We start from the raw sequence: 17953 nt of genomic DNA, 5'->3' as shown, positions 1-17953 counted from the left end.
TTGGTGAGACCGTTGATGTGCTTAGATTCTAGAAGCGGTAAAGCGCACACCGAAAAAGCAAGCGGGAATAATCGCAACTCTGACAGCTTAAACCCCCGCAGAAATTCTCAGCAAGCAGAAATTGAATCGTTCCATACAAGTCTATACGCGAGCGAGGACTTGTTAGAGCCAGGTGAGCATAGACATTTTCAGGAGTCAGAAGAAACCTCTTCCGGTGCCGACTCAGGAGTAGGACTAACGGCGGGTTTAGCAGCCCGTTGTTCTCGCCGTTTACGTTCGGCTTGAGTCATTTCGTCCATAACAATACGAGCTTGCTTCAATTTCTCTAAATTGCTGCGATAGAGTTCTAGATCCTTTTGTAATTTGTCCAGGGGTAAGTTTAATCCCGAAGCAAGTTGAGTCAGAGTTTGCTGGGTTGCTTCCTTGTCTTCCATTGCTTGAGGATCGGCTTGTTCAATCAGGGTGAATAAACCAATAGCCAAGATGCGACTATATTTGTACTTGGGAGTGGTGGCAATCTTTTGAAAAGAACCCTGCAAGTCGTTTTGAACTTCAGAGTTAGCCGCATCATCAACCCAAGAGACAATATCCTCAACAGAGAGAGTTTGAGCAAATTCCTGCAATCGCTGGGCTTCGGCTCGATAGCGTTGGGGATCATCCTGTAGAGCATTGATCAAAGCATTGAAAATAGACTCCTTATCAGATTCGGGTAGATATCCTTGCATAAAACGGTCGAAAGCAGTTACGACACCCAAAGCATAAATGGGATCATACTGGAAATCCACATTGACCGACAGTAGGTGCATCTCAACCATCAACTCCTCGATCACCCGACGGTAAACTGAATTGATCGGACGAGTGTGAATGCTATAGAAAGCGCGTTTGGTATCAGAAACGGTACGGATGTTGTTCACAAGCCATTCTTAAGAGGGACTTAAGATTATATTGTCTCTCTTGAAGACTCGTTTGCCAAGCGAGATCCCTCTAGCCAATCTGACCACATCAGGTTAGTCTGTATTATGGACTGCAAAATTTAAACTGCGGTAACAAAAAGTTAATCCCCCCTCTGAGGTCGGGGATGTGCGCTCTAATGCTGTGACGATTCCTTTTGTTACAGCTGAACGTTGAAAAAATAATAATTTCGAGGCAAAATTGCATGACTGCAACAACCGAACGTACTAAGTACGACATCAAAGATCCCTCTTTGGCAACTCAAGGAAAACAGCGCATTGACTGGGCTGGACGGGAAATGCCCGTTCTGCGGTTAATTCAAGAACGCTTTGCTAAAGAAAAGCCACTTGCGGGTATCCGCTTGGTTGCTTGCTGCCATGTCACTACAGAAACGGCTCATCTGGCGATCGCTCTCAAAGCAGCGGGTGCAGATGGGATTCTAATTGCGAGTAACCCCCTTTCCACTCAGGATGATGTTGCGGCTAGCTTAGTCGTCGATCACGGTATTCCTGTTTTTGCAATCAAGGGAGAAGATACAGAAACCTATTTGCGGCACGTTGAAACCGCTCTGGATCATCGCCCCAATATTATCATCGATGATGGAAGCGACGTTGTTGCCACTTTGGTGAAAAACCGTCAACATCAACTTTCTGATTTGATTGGTACTACCGAAGAAACCACCACAGGTATTGTTCGCTTAAGGGCGATGCTGAACGATGGGGTGTTGACTTTCCCGGCGATGAACGTTAATGACGCCGATACTAAGCATTTCTTTGATAACCGTTATGGTACGGGTCAATCTACCCTCGATGGTATTATTCGAGCCACCAATATTCTGCTCGCCGGAAAGAATATTGTTGTTGCGGGCTATGGCTGGTGTGGTAAAGGTTGCGCCCTCCGCGCTCGTGGCATGGGTGCTAACGTGATTGTCACCGAAGTTGACCCGGTACGCGCGATTGAAGCGGTAATGGATGGTTTCCGGGTGATGCCGATGGAACAAGCCGCAGCAATTGGTGATTTGTTTATCACGGTGACTGGAAACAAACACGTGATCCGTTCTGAACATTTTGATGTGATGAAGGATGGGGCGATGGTTTGTAATTCGGGTCACTTTGATATTGAAATTGACCTGAAGTCCTTGAAGGAAAAATCGACAGAAGTTAAAGAAGTTCGGAACTTCACTCAACAGTACAAGTTGCAAAGTGGTAAGTCTGTAATTGTACTCGGAGAAGGCCGACTGATTAACTTGGCGGCGGCTGAAGGTCATCCCAGTGCGGTGATGGATATGAGTTTTGCTAACCAAGCCCTCGCTTGCGAGTATTTGGTTAAGAATAAAGGCAAACTCGAACCCGGTATGTACTCGATTCCGGCTGATGTTGATCAGGAAATTGCCCGACTCAAACTGAAGGCAATGGGAATCAATCTTGATACCCTGACTCCTGAACAAATTGAGTACACCAACTCTTGGGCGTCTGGTACCTAATTGAATTTAGTGACCAGTCATCGGTGACAGGTGACAGGTGACAGGCGACGGGTTATAGAAAAAACTGTTTCCCGTTTCCTTGTCCCTGTTTCCTCGAAAATTGCCATCTGGGTTGCGTATTTTCTCTGAATTTTTACCTTCCCTTTCCCACTACCCGTGTCTAAACTCTCTGTTGAACTCCAGCGTTACTTCTTTAATGAAGAACGTAATCCCCAAGTGACCCTTGCTGATATTCTCGATATTGGCGGCGAACGGGTCTTTGGGTTTTTGTTTGTCTTGTTGGCTTTACCTTCGGCTTTACCTGTTCCTGCGCCAGGTTATTCGGTACCGTTTGGGATTTTGCTCTTAGTCTTAGCGGTTCAGTTGATTGTTGGGGCGAAGCAACCTTGGTTTCCTCAAGGATGGCTCAATCGTCCCATCGATCTCAAAACCGTGCAGGGTTTTTTGAAAGGGGGAATTCCCTGGTTACAAAAAATTGAATTGGTTTCTCGTCCCCGCTTAAGCTTTATTTGCACTAGCTTTCCGGGTCGGATTCTGATCGGATTAGCGATCGCGTTGATGTCTATCTCCATGATGATTCCGATTCCTGGAACCAATACTCTACCTGCGATTGGGATTTTTATTACCGGGTTTGGTCTACTCGATGATGATGGGGCGATTAGTTTAGGGGGATTGGTGGTTTGTGCGATCGGACTTACCCTTTCTACACTGATCCTGGTTTATGGTTATGAAGCGGTCAAAACCGGGATTAACTATCTTCGTCAGTCTTTTTAATTTGATTGGGGAGGGCGGCAAGTATACCGCCCTAATTGACCTCAGAATCTATACCCCACTTCAGCACTTAACACATGATAAATTGAGCATTGATGACGCTTTGTTCCAATGCTCCGTTCCGCCTACAAGTCAAAGCCTGAGAGAATTTCCAACTGATTCTAGGAGATAATATGAGAGGCAATTTTCCGGACTGAACCGATTAACGCCACTCCTGACTCAAGGTGGTCCAAGTTTGATCATCTACAACTCCATTGACTTCTAAACCTTTAGTCTCTTGATAGGCGATTACAGCCGCTTGGGTGCGACTTCCAAATACACCATCAACGGGGCCTGGATCGAAACCTTTGATCTCTAAACGGGTTTGCAGGGTTCTGACTAAAGATCCCTTAGTTCCTTTTGTTAATACTTCTTGTGCGACCGCTACGGGCTGAGGAGCAGTTGCTACGGGCTGAGGATCAGTTTCTAATAACTTCCAGGTTCCCCGATCTACAATCCCGTTAACTTCTAGTCCTCGGGCTTGTTGGAAGGCTCTGACGGCCTGTTCTGTACGGGAACCGAAGACACTATCAGCACGACCGGGATCAAAACCATGAACTTGTAGACGCTGTTGTAAGCCTGTTACCTGTGTGCCTCGTGTTCCCGGCTCAAGGGTATAACGTCGGATCGGTTGAGGCGAACCTTCATAAAAAGGCTCAGAAAACAGTCGGTCTTGACGGGGTTCTGCGGGAACAAACTCAGGAGAGCGTCTGACCGGGATTTGCAGTTCTTCACTAAAACTGAAATCTTTCCTGGGGAGATCGGGGTTTGTGCCGGACGTTGCCCGAGCAGTGGAATTAAACCCCAAAACAGCTACAATCAGTGAGCTGGCTAAGATAGCATTTCTGATAAACATGAGAAGTTATCCTGAACTTTATTGGCAGTTGATGTACAGAGCCGATACACATTATCTGAATTTTATCATCTACCTCCGATCAAAAAATCCGGTAAAAGATAGAAGATCTCTTTAAGTCTAATTGCAAAATCATGGTTGGGGTGTACCGGAAAGGACTCTTAATTACAAAACGTTAAAATCTATAATTTAATGTTGTAAAGATATCCGTATTTGTTCCGAATATAATTCATAAATGGCTCAAGACTCAACCCCTGACCTGTAACTCGTTCAAGAAGTTCGTCAGACGTATACTTTCGGCCATGTTGATAAATCTCAGATCTCAGCCAGTGATGCAAGTGGCGAAAGTTTCCCCGTTCGATCTGCACGGGAATTTCTGGGTCGCTGTCAATTAAGGCTTCATAAAATTGAGCGCTCATTAAGTTTCCTAACGTATACCCATGAAACATTCCCCCAATTAACCCGACAAACCAGTGAACATCTTGTAAAACGCCGTTGGTATCATTTGAGGGAATCAGACCCAAATCCTTCTGATATCGTTCGTTCCAGGCATCCCGTAGATCACCCACGGCTAAAGTGCCTTCTAACATTGCCAACTCCAGATCGAAGCGAATCATGGCGTGTAAGTTGTAGGTGACTTCATCGGCATCTGTGCGAATTAAGGAGGGTTGGACGGTATTGATCGCCCGATAAAATTGCTCTGCTGAAGTTTGTCCTAACTGACGAATAAATGTTCCTTGGAGTTGCGGATAAAACCACTCCCAAAACCCTCGACTCCGACCGATGAGATTTTCCCATAACCGTGACTGACTTTCATGGACACTAAAAGAAGTTCCTCTCGCCAGTGGTGTTGCTTCAAACTCGGGTGCAAGACCTTGTTCATACAAAGCATGACCCATTTCATGGATGCTACTAAATAAAGCTTGATCGAGGTGATGTTCATAAACTCGGGTGGTCATTCGGACATCACCAATCGAAAACTTGGTGGCAAAGGGATGTAAGGTTTTGTCTTGACGTCCTCGGTTAAAGTCATAACCCAACCGAAAAATGACGCCTTTGATAAAGCTGAGTTGCTCTTGTTCGGCAAAGAACTGATGCAGACAGGAATTATTAATCGGGGGGGAGTCCGCGATCGCTTTGATGAGGGGAATAAGCTGTTGTCGCAACTGCTGAAAAATGGGTTTGATCATGGCAACACTCATACCGTAGTCATTTTGCTCAATTAACGGATCAGCGATATGTTGACTATTGTTAAAAAAACTTGCCAGTTCGAGAGACAGATCTAAGGTTTTCTCTAAATAGGGTTGGACTTTGGCAAAATCATTCTCCGGGCGAGCCTTCGACCAGGCGCTATAAGAGGCTGCTTGATGCTGAGATAGCCTTGCCATGAATTCAGCCGGAACTCGAATTGCCCGTTGATAATCTCGGCGAGTAACGCGAATCAAACTTGCTGCTAGGGAATCGTAGGAAAGAGAAGCCTCAAAGGGATGTAAATCTTCTAGCAGTTGACCGAGAGCTGGATCTGTAAACTTTTGGTGAGCAATCTGTTTGAGGGTGGCAATTTGACGTCCTCTTGCTGTTGCCCCCCCAGCGGGCATATAGGTGGCTTGATCCCAATGTAGTAGGGAAACCACCGATTCAATATCGTTAATCTCACTCAAACGGTGTTTAAGTTTGATTAATTGAGGTTCCTGGTTCGGCAGTGGCATGATTGCGGTGTTTGTCGGATACACACTATATCATTTCTAGTGTGCCATTCGTTGTCGCTAATTCTGACAAGCTTTAATCAAATCAACTTAATCACGGATCAAGTCTTAATAGTTGACGGATTCATCACTTTTTCTAGAGTTTGTAATCTCTTTAACCCTAGTCTCCTAAGCCACCCCCAATCCAGCAACTTGACTGTTTATATCTTGGTGTACAATCTGATGGTATTTTCGTGTTCCGAAGTGATTGATATGTCAACAATGACTTATAACGAGACAGCAAATTCGGTAACAGGTGAAGCGGATGCCAAGGCAAGAACTCGCTTGCTTTTAACATTGTGGGCGCTAGGAGGAATTCAAGCCAAGGTTAAGAAAAGCGAACTCACCAGTAAGGTTAAGCAAAAACGCCAAGGTAAAAAAGTGGGTATTTATCAGGGGCTTTATGATGAACTCAAAACTGCTGGAGCAATCCAAATAGAAAAGGAAAATCAGGTGCCGATGGTTTCAATGACAGAAACCGGAAAACAAATGTTAATCGAAGCACTTAGAGATCCTGAATTTGAGTTTGAAGGTACAGTTGTAGCCGCCCGATTAGCAAATGCTCTCGTGGAATTGATTCGTCATATGGATCATGTTCCTCCTGCACCGAATTCCGAAGAAGTATCTGCGGAGGAAGAAAATTCTTCTTTATAAGAAGTCTAAAGGGATGTTCAAAATCATACCCTGAAAGCACACTCGACTCACTCATCCCCTATGATTAAGTCGTTTATCTGTTTGGTCAAGTTTGATGGGTTACGCTTTAAAATGTTGACTGCTATCAACTGAAAAAAGTCGATTGAATTCAATAGCCTATATTAAGGTCGTGTTTTCATTCTAATCAGGAATTTATTTACAGATTTCATCTTTTCTATCTGAAAGGAAGAATGAGGGTAAATAAGGGTTTAATCGACTAATAGAGTTCCGCTTCTCACGCATTTCCCTCTAGCATGAAAAACCCTCGATTTTGTCGTAAATTCTGGATTCGCTCTCTCCTTTTATTCACTTGGAATTTTAAATTTCTAGGGGTGCGTTAACCTAACGCACCTTGAAGTTATTTACCTGCTCTTAACCAATTCTTTCAACACTCCTCTTAAGATTCGCCAATCAGAATTTAGTTTTTGCGGCGATGAGATGAAACTTGATTGAACAAAAATCCTAAACCTAATGCACTCAACGCCAGTATTGACGTGGGTTCTGGAACTTTTGGAAATTGTGACTGTACAGTGGAGTAAGCCATGTCAGCAATAATTTCGTGAGTTGCTGTTGTTGGATGAATTAAATCCCAAAAGAGATATTCATCAGGATTGGGAAATTCTTCACAACCCACTTCTAGACAAGCCGCGACTGCATTTGACCAACTATCCGTACCATTAGTTAATCCAAACTCACCAGGATTTTGCAAAATGCTGTTAACCGTAGCATTAACATCAACTAAACCAATATTAACGCCTGTTAAGGATTGATTTAAGCCTTCTACTGCTGAATTTAATAAAAAATTATGAGCCGCAGTTAATTGATTTAAAGGTTCCTGGAAATCACTATTTAAAGCTAACGGAGTATTCCCTAAACTCGGTAAATTTAACAGTAATAAGTTCCGAGCGCCAACATCATACAGCGAGTGAACAGCCTTTGATATATTATTAACAGGTATTGTCGGATCACTCACGCCACCAAATATATAATCATTTGCACCCGCCCAAACTACATAAAGCGCATCGGGATTTGCCGATTGATTTTGTGCTAATAATGGTTCAATAAAATAATTGAGTTCTTGAGTTAATCCCGGAAACTCTATCGGAATATCAGGGCGGAGAATATTAATGATATTCAGATCACCCGATGTCGCCCCTCCAAAGGAATAATTTGTTCCATCTGAAGACTGAACCGGACTCGTAAAAGGAGTGGGATTTAAGCCAAATTTTGGACTCAAATATTCTGTCCAAACTGGCCCATTAGAAAAGCGTCCACCGAAGGATAAAGGATTTTCTGGAACCGCTCCATTTGTAGCTTCAAAAATATTACCCGGATCTGAAAGACTATCACTAAAAACAAAGATTTGATTAAAACGAGAATCCAGGCTAGCGGCTTGAACCGAAACAGTTCCTACAGTTAACACACTTAATAAAGAAGTGGTTAAGGCGATGTTATAAGAGTAGATGCGAGACATAGATGACACTCTGATTATTTCAAACAATCTTGATGTTAGATAATTTAACATCTATCTCCGTGAAATTACAGAGGATTATGTAAAACTTTTGATGTATCTATGTAAATTTTCGGTAAATGTCTAACTTTAGACAAGATGTTTCGTTGCACTCAACATGACAAGTTTAATTGTCATTCTGAACGTTGTGAATAATCTAATTGAGATGTTTCGTTAGACTCAACATGACAAGTTTAATTGTCATTCTGAACGTTGTGAATAATCTAAGTAAGATGGGAATTACCCACCCTACTCTTTACTCACTCAAAAATCAAGAATCTTTCAACGTTGAACGCATAGTTGGGAACATGATCACATCTCGAATACTTTGAGTATTAGTTAACAACATAATCACTCGATCTACACCAATTCCCATCCCGCCACAAGTTGGCATTCCTAACGATAACGCCTGAATAAAATCTTCATCCATTGGATGCGCTTCTTCATCCCCTGCATTTTTTTGGGCGAGTTGTTCTTCAAACCGTTTACGTTGATCAACCGGATCATTTAACTCCGAAAATCCGTTAGAATATTCGGTACCGTGAATAAATAATTCAAACCGTTCAACAAACCCGGGTTTAGAACGATGACGCTTGGCTAAAGGACTGACTTCCACGGGAAAATCAATAATAAATGTCGGTTCCATCAAAGTTGATTCTACCTTTTGATCAAACACCGCATACAACAAATAGCCTAACGTTTGAGTATGTAACTTTGAAGGTTTTAAACCCAATTTTTCTGCTTCTTTTATCGCTTCTCCCAACTCCAACGTGTCAAAATCTAAGCCTGTTTTTTCCCGCACTGCTTCTACCATTGTTTGCACTTTCCAATGCTTTCCGGTAAAACTGGGATAAATATCGCTGTAGTCATATTTCCGCTCTAGACTAATTTTATCATCGAGATAGTCTACTTCGCTAACATCACCTAATACATCTTTCGTCACAACACAGATTAAATCTTCTACCAACGTCATCAAGTCAAAATAATCAGCATAGGCTTGATACGCTTCAACGGATGTAAACTCAGGATTATGAGTGCTATCAATGCCTTCATTTCTAAACACTCGCCCAATTTCAAACACCCGTTCAAATCCCCCACAAACTGCCCGTTTTAAGAACAATTCGGTTGCAATTCGCAGATACAAATCAATATCTAAAGCATTGTGATGAGTAATAAATGGACGCGCCGCAGCACCGCCGTAAATCGCTTGTAAAACTGGAGTTTCGATTTCATCAAATTCTGCATTCCACAGATAGGTTCGCATACTTTTAATAATGCGACTACGAAGTTTAAACGTAGCAAAAGATTCAGGACTACTGACTAATCCTAACTCTCGATGACGCCGACAAATTTCGGGATCATTGACGCCATAATAGGAGTCAGGAAAGGGAATAGTTGCTTTTGAAAGCACGTCTAATCGTTGAACTTGTACAGAAAGTTCGCCTCGGTTTGTGCGACAACCTATTCCTTCAGCGCTGATAAAATCTCCGGTATCTAATAATTTTTTGATTTGATTAAAAGATAATCCACCCGATTCTCCCGTGACGAGTTTTTTCTCGATTTTGAGTTGAATGGTTCCCGACGTATCGGTTAACCCAATGAAGCCAATACTCCCACTATCGCGCTTGAAGGTGATGCGTCCACACACTTTGAGGGGGGCTTCGTTGGGGTCTGCAACGCCGTCTTGGAGTTCATTTTCGGGCTGGGAGAATAGATCTTTGATGGCTTGGGCGGTGTGCGATCGCGCAAAGGATTGACTGGGGTAGGGGTCTATTCCCAGCGATCGCAAGTCGTCTACTTTTCGAGAACGGACTTCTGCTTCGTTACGGGTTTCATTTTGAGCCATATTTAGGATTTCCTGTAGGAGTTCAAGTTTAATGTTCTATCATAACTTGTTACGAAACTATATTTTTTTAGATGGCGATCGCATTTAATTCTTAAGTTAATCTTAAAAACAAGCTGAGTGTACTCAGGATTTTTGTTGCTCAAAGTCGAGTGTGTGAGCATCTGACTCGCTGAAATTTTTGTCTAAAAAATTATCGGGAAAACGAAAGGCTTGCACTCGGATAATATTAGATTTTCTCAATTTTACCTAAATCTAACAATCTTTGTTGATATAAATCTGTTATTTTAAGTTGAATATTCAGTGAAAATTTTAAGGTTTGAAGTGTAACATCTGGGTTTATAATTCTAGAATAATTTGGAGAAAATAACATGGACGCTAAAGAACTGTTAGAGAAATATGCTCAAGGCGAACGAAACTTTAGAGGTGAACAACTCAGTGGCTTAGATCTTCAAGGACAGAATTTAGTTCAAGTAGACTTCAGTGGTGCTGATTTAGTTGGAACAAATTTATCTAAAGGAAAATTATCTTCGGCTATTCTACAAGGAGCAGACTTAAATAATGCGAATCTATCTAGTATAGTAGCTGATTCTATGAACTTGACAAATGCTTCTCTCAGAGGAGCAAATTTGAGTCAAGTAACAATGAGTTCTGCAATTTTAAATCAAGCTGATTTAAGGGACGCTAATTTAAGTCAAGCAAAATTAAGCAGCTCAAAGTTGATTGGTTCTTACCTAGAAGAAGCTAATTTAAGTAATGCTGAATTGGTTAGCGTTGATCTGAGTGGTGCTAATCTCAAGAAGGCATATCTGAGTGAAATTAATTTAAGTAGTGCTAATTTAACAGGAGTAAATTTAATCGAAGCGGATTTAAGCGGCGCTATTTTAACCGGTGCTAATTTAACTGATGCTGATTTAACAAAAGCAGACTTGAGCCGAGCTAATTTAAAAAATCTAATATTTAAAGGCATCAAGTTAAATTCTGCAAAACTTAGAGCCGTTAGTTTAAATGGGATGGATTTATCAGGCTTAAATTTAGTTAACTGTGATTTGACAGTGGCGACATTAGAAAATACAAAATTTAAAAATGCTTGTTTGCAAGGAGTGATTTTAGATCGAGCCAATTTACAAGGAGCGAATTTAATGAAAGCTGATTTGAGTGGTGCAAACTTTCATAAAGCAAACTTACTGAACGCCAAAACCTACGGATGGAATATTGAAAATGCTGATTTTACTCGTGCAATTATGCCAGATGGTGAAATCTTAAATTTTAACGATCTTCAGGTGATGTATAATCTACCAATTTATCATACTCGAAAAATTATTAATACAGACAAAGCCCCCGAACCGCCTAACTCTCGAAATCAAGCGGTTATTGTGAACGGGATGATATATGTAGCGGCACAAATTGGCATCGATCCGCGACTGAACAGCATTTTACACGAGGACGATATCGGCAAACAAACCGAACAAATTATGGCAAATTTAGAGATAATATTAGCCGAAGCGGGAGCAACTTGGGCGGACGTGGTGAAAACAACAATATTCTTAAAAAATATGGGTGATTTTGCAGGGATGAACGCTATTTATGCCAACTATTTCGATACTGAAACTGCTCCCATTTGTGCTTGCGTTGCAGTCGCTCAACTTCCCCAAAATGCCCTCGTTCAAATCGAATGTGTAGCGTTGAGTCGTTAGGTTAAGTGATTGGATTTGTTACCCCTCCCTAGCCCTCCCCTAAAAGGTTTCTGTGTATCCAGAAGTATTGAGTTGACTATTGCCCCCTAAATCCCCCAACTCTGGGGGACTTCTAGACTTGAGTTCCTCCCAATTTTGGGGGGGCAAAGGGGGGCAAAATATAGAATTTTAATGTTGAACTCAAGATGTGTATATATGGTAGCTTTCTCAAAGAGAGGTTGGGGAGAGGTTACAAATATTAATATAAAATAAAAAGGTAAGAAAATTTACAGTTTGGTTGTAAACTAAAACTCATTGGGTGATGGAGACACCGATAATGTATGCGACTGAACTTTTGGAACGATACACCAAAGGAGAACGAGATTTTGAAGGCGTTGAACTTGTAGGAGCCAGTTTAGATCGCCTCGATTTAAGTGATATCAACTTGAAAAATGCTGATCTTACTGACGCCAATCTCAATGAAACAAAGTTAATGCGAGCAAATCTTTCTCATGCTAACTTAACTTCTGCGAATTTACGGGGAGATTTACGTCAAGCTATTCTTTCCTATGCAACTTTAAATGAGGCTGATTTAGGACGAGCAAAACTACATGGAGTTGATTTAACCGGAGCAAATTTAACCGGGGCAAATTTAACCGGAGCGAGTCTAAATCATGCGAATTTAAAACAAGCAAACTTTCACAATGCAGACTTAGATGCGGTGAATTTAATTAGTGCCAATTTGAGAGGTGCAGACTTAAGTTCAGCGAGTTTAAGTTGGTATGATAAAGTTGTTGCGAATTTAAGTCGAGCGGATTTAACCGAGGCGAATTTATCAGAAGCTAACTTATGTGGTGCTAATCTACTGGAAACCAATTTAACCCGAGCGAACCTTAAAAAAGCAAACTTACAAGATGCCAATTTAATTCGGACAATTCTATTAGAATCTGATTTAAGTTTAGCAGAACTGAGTAACGCTCGGTTACAAGATGCCAACTTAGAAGGTGCCAAACTCCAACAAGCCAACTTAACCGGGATTAATTTGTCAAAATTAAATCTAGCGAGAGTAAATCTTAATCGTGCAAACCTCAAAAATGCCAATCTTCGAGAAACCTGTTTTGAGGGTGCAAACCTAAGAATTGTTAATCTTAATCAAGCGAATTTAATTCGTGCTAATCTGAGTAGAGCAAGTTTAATTGGAGCAGATTTAACCGATGCGAACCTCTACGGGGCGAACCTCGAAAATGCTGAATTTCTAGGGGCTGTGATGCCCGATGGAGAAATCTGTGAAATGGATACAAGCTTAACTCAACTTACCCAAATTAAAGCGATGACACGTCAAATTATTCGGACAGATAAAGCCCCTGCTCCTGTTGGCCCATACAATCAAGCCGTAATTGCGAATGGGATGGTCTTTGTCGCCGGGCAAATTTCTATCGATCCCACAACAAATCAAATTGTTCATCTCCAAGATGTGGCTAAACAAACCGAACAAATTATGGCTAACTTAGAAGCCGTTTTAAGCGCAGCAGGGGCGAGTTGGTCAGAGGTCGTCAAAACAACTATTTTCCTCAAAGATATGAATGATTTTGCCGCGATCAATAGCGTTTATGGACAGTATTTTGAAACCGAAAATGCACCTGCTCGGGCTTGTGTAGAAGTGTCGCGTTTACCCAAAGATGTGTTAGTCGAAATTGATTGTATTGCGATGTTAGAGAACAATTCATAATTGCAGAATGTCCGGAAATACTCCCAACCCACCCGAAACAACAAACAATCTCTAAATACAGATAAACTTCTATTATTCTGAGCGTAGCGAAGAATCTCCCCGAGACTTCATTAGATTCAGGATGACCGCAGAAAACATCTAAGTTTTTCCTGACCGTTAAGGTACAATCCTTGCACGTCTACGAGTATTTAGACCTTTCAACTGTAGAATTCAATTAATCTATTCAAGAGTGAAACCCGATGAATACACCGAAAATTTCTTCCGCTTTTTTCCCGGCTTTAGGGAGTAGTGATCCCAACTGTAAACAAGATGCGATTGTTATTTACAGAACCGAACGTCCCCCCGAAGAAATGCCTTCTCGGGGTGATGAACGACGTTTCCAAGTGATGCAACAAAACAGCCAACAAAATACAGACGTTGTTGCTCGAATGGCGACGAATTATCAAAATGCTACAGGTCAGTCATTACACGCGACAAAAGTGGGTTCTGGTGCATTACCTATCGCGGCAGTAGAAGTGACTCGTAATACCCTTGCCGCCCTCGCTGAACAACCCGAAATTGTTGCAGTTATCCCCAACCAAAAAATCAAACTAATTAAACCCCAACAAATCGAATATTCTGATTTGATGGCTCAAGAAGAAAAGCAAAAAATGACTTGGGGTTTGCAAGTTTTAGACATTGCCAAAATGTGGGAAACCACTAAAGGAAAAGGCGTTAAAGTTGCGGTATTAGATACAGGTGTTTATAGTGATCATCCGGCTCTAAAAGATCGAGTCAAAGACTTTATTATTGTAGACCCAAATGGACGACGAATTACAGCGACACCTTATTTTGACGCCGGACAACATGGAACTCATGTTTGTGGTACGGTTGCGGGCGGAAAAACAGATAAAGGAGTATCAATTGGGGTAGCCCCAGAAGCCGATTTGTTAGCGGGTGGTGTTTTAATTGGAGATGCGACTTTACAAACCTTAATTGAAGGGATGGCTTGGGCGATTGAAAAAGGCGCGAGTGTGATTAATATGTCGTTGGGTTTGACTTATTATGAACCCTTGTTTGCCGAAGTTTTTGATATGCTGATCAATCAGTTTGATGTGTTACCTGTTGTTGCTATTGGAAACGAAAATCACGGGAATACAAGTTCACCCGGAAGCGCTCATAATGCGTTTTCAATTGGGGCGTTAGAAAAGTCTCCTAATGATGAATTAGGAATTGCCTTTTTTAGTAGTGGGGCGAGTTTAGTTTTCCCAGAAGATTCGCCGAATAAATGGGTGACAAAACCCGATGTTTCTGCACCTGGAACTCAGGTTTATTCTTGTATTCCTCCGGTTCAACAACCCAATGGAATTTATCAATATACTTACATGGATGGAACTTCCATGGCGACGCCTCATGTAGCTGGTGTTGTGGCGTTGTTGATGTCAGCTTATCCGAAAGCGCCTTTGAGTGCAATTATTCAAGCCCTCAAAGAAACCGCCTATCATCCCGGTGGTGAAGAAATGCGCCCGGATAACCGTTGGGGTTGGGGTCGAATTCAACCTGTAAAAGCCTTAGAAGCGCTGAAATAATCTATACTCTGGCTACTTTATCCCCGATTTGAATTAAAAATTAATTCCCCCTCTCTAATCCCCCCTTGATCCCCCCTTAAAAAAGCAGGGCCGTGCGCGTTAAGGCCCTAAAACTTGATTTGTGGGGGGGTGGGGAGGTAGGGAGGTAGGGAGGAAAAAACTCCTCTCCCCATCACCCCCGGAACCCTTTCACCCCCAACGGGATAGCCACTCCCCTCAACGCGCTTGTTCCCGCGCACGGGGGTGGACTCACCATCAACCCCGGCAATTTTTAACTGAGAATGAAACAGCCCTGCCTTAAAAAAGGGGGTGGAGGGGTGAGGTCAATTTTTTTAACTTAAATCTATGATATTTCCTTTCCTTTGGTTGATTCAATTTTCTGAGTTACCGAATACAATGACAGGAGAAATTTATGTCCTCAATTCTATGAAAATTAGCTCGGAGTTTGCAGCCCGGTTATCTCGTATGAACTCAGGGGAAATGATTCGAGTGATTGTTTTTTTGAAAACAGAAACTCAGGGAACCAAAAAAACTCCCCAGGAAGTTCAACAAATTGCCGAAAATAAACTTGATAATATTCGCCCGATTTTGACAAAATATAAAGGGGAACTGATCGGCGAACGTCCGAATGTTTTGGGTTCTATTGCGATTAAAATTACCGTCGCTGGAGTTTATGCGTTGGCAGAGTCGGAGTCTGTGAAGATGATTGTAGAAGATCAGGCGATTTTTCCCCGTTAATTGTTAAGGTTTTAGTCTATCTCTCGCCAAAATTGAAGAAATATGCCACAATAACCTTTACTATCTTTAGGCAAAGTCTAGGGTTATTGTCAAGCATCCATGTCAACTCCCCGCATCCATCCTGATACTATAGAAGAAGTCAAGCAGAGGGCGGATATCTACGATGTCGTTTCTGAACGAGTTGTCCTCAAACGTCAAGGGAAAGATTTTGCGGGGTTGTGTCCATTTCACGAAGAAAAAAGCCCTAGTTTTACCGTCAGTACCAACAAACAGATGTATTACTGTTTTGGCTGTGGGGCGGGTGGAAATGCGATAAAATTCTTGATGGAGTTGGATAAATCTTCGTTTGCAGATGTTGTTTTAGACTTGGCGCGTCGTTATCAGGTTTCGGTGAAAACAGAGTCTCCCGAACAGCGTCAAGAGTTACAACAAAAGCTTTCTCTACGAGAACAACTTTATGAGATTTTAGCGATCGCAACCAGCTTTTATCAACACGCTTTATCTCAGTCTCAGGGCGTAGAAGCACTCGATTATTTAACTGCAAAAAGACGCTTAAATACAGAAACTATTCAACACTTTCAACTCGGTTACGCCCCCAAAGGTTGGGAAATGCTTTATGATTATTTAGTCGAACAAAAGCACTTTCCGGTTCATTTAGTCGAACAAGCGGGTTTGATTCTTCCTCGCAAAAAAGGGAATGGTTATTATGATCGATTTCGCGATCGCTTGATGATTCCGATTCATGATCTTCAAGGGCGAGTGATTGGGTTTGGCGGCAGAACGTTATCCGATGAACAACCGAAGTATTTGAACTCTCCAGAGACGGAGTTATTTGATAAAGGGAAAACATTATTTGGGTTAGACAAGGCAAAAACGGCAATTTCTAAGCAGGATAAAGCGGTTGTTGTTGAGGGGTATTTTGATGTGATTGCCCTCCATGCTGCGGGAATTGAAAATGTTGTGGCGGCGCTAGGAACGGCTTTAAGTATTACTCAAGTTCGTCAACTTTTAAGGTATAGCGAATCTAAACAAATTATCCTCAATTTTGATGCGGATACAGCCGGGGCAAAAGCTGCTGAACGGGCGATAGGAGAAATTGAAAATCTGGCGTATCAGGGCAGTGTACAACTGCGAATTTTGAATCTTAGTGAGGGAAAAGATGCCGATGAATTTTTATATAGTTCTTCGCCGGAAGATTATCAAAAATTATTAGAAAATGCGCCCCTCTGGATTGACTGGCAAATTAATCAGATGTTAGTCGGGCGAGATTTAACTAAAGTGGTACAAGCGCAACAAGTGGCGCAAAATATGGTAAGATTGTTGCAGAAAATTGAACAAGACATTCAGCGATCGCAATATATTCAGTCTTGTGCATCTATTTTAAGTCAAGGGGAAGTACGGTTAATTCCGTTTCTAGTCAAAACCCTACAAAAGCAGCTTCAAAAGTTGCGACGACGGGATGAATTTAAAGCAGAAGAATCTTCAGAGATCGAACTACCAGTTTTAGCTGAACAGAGTTTATTACCCGAAGCCGAGGCGTTACTGCTGCGAATTTATCTACACTGTTCACCCTATCGTCAGACGATTGTGGAAGCGTTAGAAATCGGAAATTTACAGTTTAGTTTTTCCCATCATCGTTTTTTGTGGCGAAATATTTTGGAAATAGAAGAAAATTCAGAAGGAGCAATTGAATCAATTGATTTAATTTCAAAATTACAAGATCATTTGTTAGAGTTTCCTGATCAGCAGCAACAAATCGATCATTTACTCTACTTAGATGATACCGCACAAGCTAACCTTCGACGGGCACCCTTGGAGATTCGGGCGGCAATTGCATCAATGGAGTTAACCCTGTGTCGAAAGCGTCGTAGTTTAGCCTTGCATATGTGGCAAAATACAGATCGGACTGAAAACCCGGAATTATTCAAAATGTACAATGAGGAGTTTCTAGCGGCGCATCAACGCATTGCAGAGTTAGAACCCCAACGGTATACAAAGTTCCACGACTTAGCAACCGTCCCTTTAGGAGAACTGGGTTAATTTAATTTTTCTTAATCTTCACAATCACAAGAACGAGTAACTTTTAGAAGTGTCATATCCAGGCGGATCGCCAACTCTAGACTGTGTGGTATGATTAAGTTAAAAGGAGCAAAAAAACTGCGGTTTTCAAGGGTTAATCTCATGTATTAATATTGTAGTGTTAATGTAGTGTTTTAGAGGGGTTGAACAGAAGTCAAGTCACAGATTATCCAGCAATATATAACGGGAACCCTAAATCCGATCTTAGGTCAATAGAAGGAAGAAACCCAGACCTTTGATGAATAAATTTTAATAATCCTCCGTCGCCTTGATCT

The 17953-nt window shown here is 41.8% G+C and carries 13 protein-coding genes; 8 read left to right on the top strand and 5 right to left on the bottom strand.

What is annotated here, in order from left to right:
• Positions 1–188: 188 nt before the first annotated feature.
• Positions 189–914, bottom strand: coding sequence for a photosystem II biogenesis protein Psp29 (gene psb29, locus M595_RS03145; RefSeq protein ID WP_023064575.1), 726 nt, complete (start codon positions 912–914; stop codon positions 189–191).
• Positions 915–1156: 242 nt separating this feature from the next.
• Between psb29 and ahcY the strand changes: the two genes are divergently transcribed.
• Positions 1157–2434 (top strand): adenosylhomocysteinase, encoded by a 1278-nt coding sequence (ahcY, locus tag M595_RS03140; protein ID WP_023064544.1) that lies wholly within the window; start codon positions 1157–1159, stop codon positions 2432–2434.
• Between the two features lie 156 nt (positions 2435–2590).
• Positions 2591–3208, top strand: coding sequence for an exopolysaccharide biosynthesis protein (locus M595_RS03135; protein WP_023064519.1), 618 nt, complete (start codon positions 2591–2593; stop codon positions 3206–3208).
• Positions 3209–3407: 199 nt separating this feature from the next.
• On the opposite strand, the gene M595_RS03130 is transcribed toward M595_RS03135, so the two are convergent.
• Positions 3408–4100: a peptidoglycan-binding domain-containing protein gene (locus tag M595_RS03130; RefSeq protein ID WP_023064475.1), complete on the bottom strand. Its 693-nt coding sequence runs from the start codon at positions 4098–4100 to the stop codon at positions 3408–3410.
• Between the two features lie 179 nt (positions 4101–4279).
• The gene (locus M595_RS03125) at positions 4280–5806 is read right to left on the bottom strand and encodes a carboxypeptidase M32 (RefSeq protein WP_040483494.1); all 1527 of its coding nucleotides are present in this window, start codon (positions 5804–5806) and stop codon (positions 4280–4282) included.
• Between the two features lie 249 nt (positions 5807–6055).
• Here M595_RS03125 and M595_RS03120 point away from each other — a divergent pair, with 249 nt between their 5' ends.
• Positions 6056–6496, top strand: coding sequence for a hypothetical protein (locus M595_RS03120; RefSeq protein WP_023064547.1), 441 nt, complete (start codon positions 6056–6058; stop codon positions 6494–6496).
• A 457-nt stretch (positions 6497–6953) separates the two neighbouring features.
• Here M595_RS03120 and M595_RS03115 read toward each other — a convergent pair whose 3' ends face one another.
• Positions 6954–8009, bottom strand: a complete 1056-nt coding sequence (locus tag M595_RS03115; RefSeq protein WP_023064450.1) for an SGNH/GDSL hydrolase family protein — start codon at positions 8007–8009, stop codon at positions 6954–6956.
• Between the two features lie 307 nt (positions 8010–8316).
• On the bottom strand, positions 8317–9891 hold the full coding sequence (gene lysS / locus M595_RS03110) for a lysine--tRNA ligase (protein ID WP_023064530.1): 1575 nt from the start codon (positions 9889–9891) through the stop codon (positions 8317–8319).
• Positions 9892–10259: 368 nt separating this feature from the next.
• Here lysS and M595_RS03105 point away from each other — a divergent pair, with 368 nt between their 5' ends.
• From M595_RS03105 to dnaG, 5 genes are all read left to right on the top strand, one after another.
• Positions 10260–11585, top strand: a complete 1326-nt coding sequence (locus tag M595_RS03105; protein ID WP_023064560.1) for a Rid family detoxifying hydrolase — start codon at positions 10260–10262, stop codon at positions 11583–11585.
• Between the two features lie 301 nt (positions 11586–11886).
• The gene (locus M595_RS03100; protein ID WP_238987015.1) at positions 11887–13293 is read left to right on the top strand and encodes a Rid family detoxifying hydrolase; all 1407 of its coding nucleotides are present in this window, start codon (positions 11887–11889) and stop codon (positions 13291–13293) included.
• Between the two features lie 239 nt (positions 13294–13532).
• Positions 13533–14861 (top strand): S8 family serine peptidase, encoded by a 1329-nt coding sequence (locus M595_RS03095; RefSeq protein WP_023064607.1) that lies wholly within the window; start codon positions 13533–13535, stop codon positions 14859–14861.
• A 345-nt stretch (positions 14862–15206) separates the two neighbouring features.
• Positions 15207–15599, top strand: a complete 393-nt coding sequence (locus M595_RS03090; RefSeq protein ID WP_052001688.1) for a hypothetical protein — start codon at positions 15207–15209, stop codon at positions 15597–15599.
• A gap of 99 nt (positions 15600–15698) precedes the next feature.
• Complete coding sequence (gene dnaG / locus M595_RS03085; protein WP_023064603.1) at positions 15699–17639, top strand: DNA primase; 1941 nt, start codon at positions 15699–15701, stop codon at positions 17637–17639.
• The last annotated feature ends 314 nt before the right edge of the window (positions 17640–17953 follow it).

It is taken from the genome of Lyngbya aestuarii BL J (genome assembly GCF_000478195.2).
Classification (GTDB): Bacteria; Cyanobacteriota; Cyanobacteriia; order Cyanobacteriales; family Microcoleaceae; genus Capilliphycus; species Capilliphycus aestuarii.
The sequence above is the reverse complement of the archived record's forward strand: the minus strand, read 5'-3'. Positions and strand labels throughout refer to the sequence as shown.

Excerpts from the sequence above, each read along its gene's own strand:
- ahcY (WP_023064544.1), top strand. The coding sequence starts at position 1,157 with ATGACTGCAACAACCGAACGTACTAAGTACGACATCAAAGATCCCTCT.
- M595_RS03130 (WP_023064475.1), bottom strand. The coding sequence starts at position 4,100 with ATGTTTATCAGAAATGCTATCTTAGCCAGCTCACTGATTGTAGCTGTT.
- M595_RS03125 (WP_040483494.1), bottom strand. The coding sequence starts at position 5,806 with ATGCCACTGCCGAACCAGGAACCTCAATTAATCAAACTTAAACACCGT.
- M595_RS03120 (WP_023064547.1), top strand. The coding sequence starts at position 6,056 with ATGTCAACAATGACTTATAACGAGACAGCAAATTCGGTAACAGGTGAA.
- M595_RS03115 (WP_023064450.1), bottom strand. The coding sequence starts at position 8,009 with ATGTCTCGCATCTACTCTTATAACATCGCCTTAACCACTTCTTTATTA.
- lysS (WP_023064530.1), bottom strand. The coding sequence starts at position 9,891 with ATGGCTCAAAATGAAACCCGTAACGAAGCAGAAGTCCGTTCTCGAAAA.
- M595_RS03105 (WP_023064560.1), top strand. The coding sequence starts at position 10,260 with ATGGACGCTAAAGAACTGTTAGAGAAATATGCTCAAGGCGAACGAAAC.
- M595_RS03100 (WP_238987015.1), top strand. The coding sequence starts at position 11,887 with ATGGAGACACCGATAATGTATGCGACTGAACTTTTGGAACGATACACC.
- M595_RS03095 (WP_023064607.1), top strand. The coding sequence starts at position 13,533 with ATGAATACACCGAAAATTTCTTCCGCTTTTTTCCCGGCTTTAGGGAGT.
- M595_RS03090 (WP_052001688.1), top strand. The coding sequence starts at position 15,207 with ATGATATTTCCTTTCCTTTGGTTGATTCAATTTTCTGAGTTACCGAAT.
- dnaG (WP_023064603.1), top strand. The coding sequence starts at position 15,699 with ATGTCAACTCCCCGCATCCATCCTGATACTATAGAAGAAGTCAAGCAG.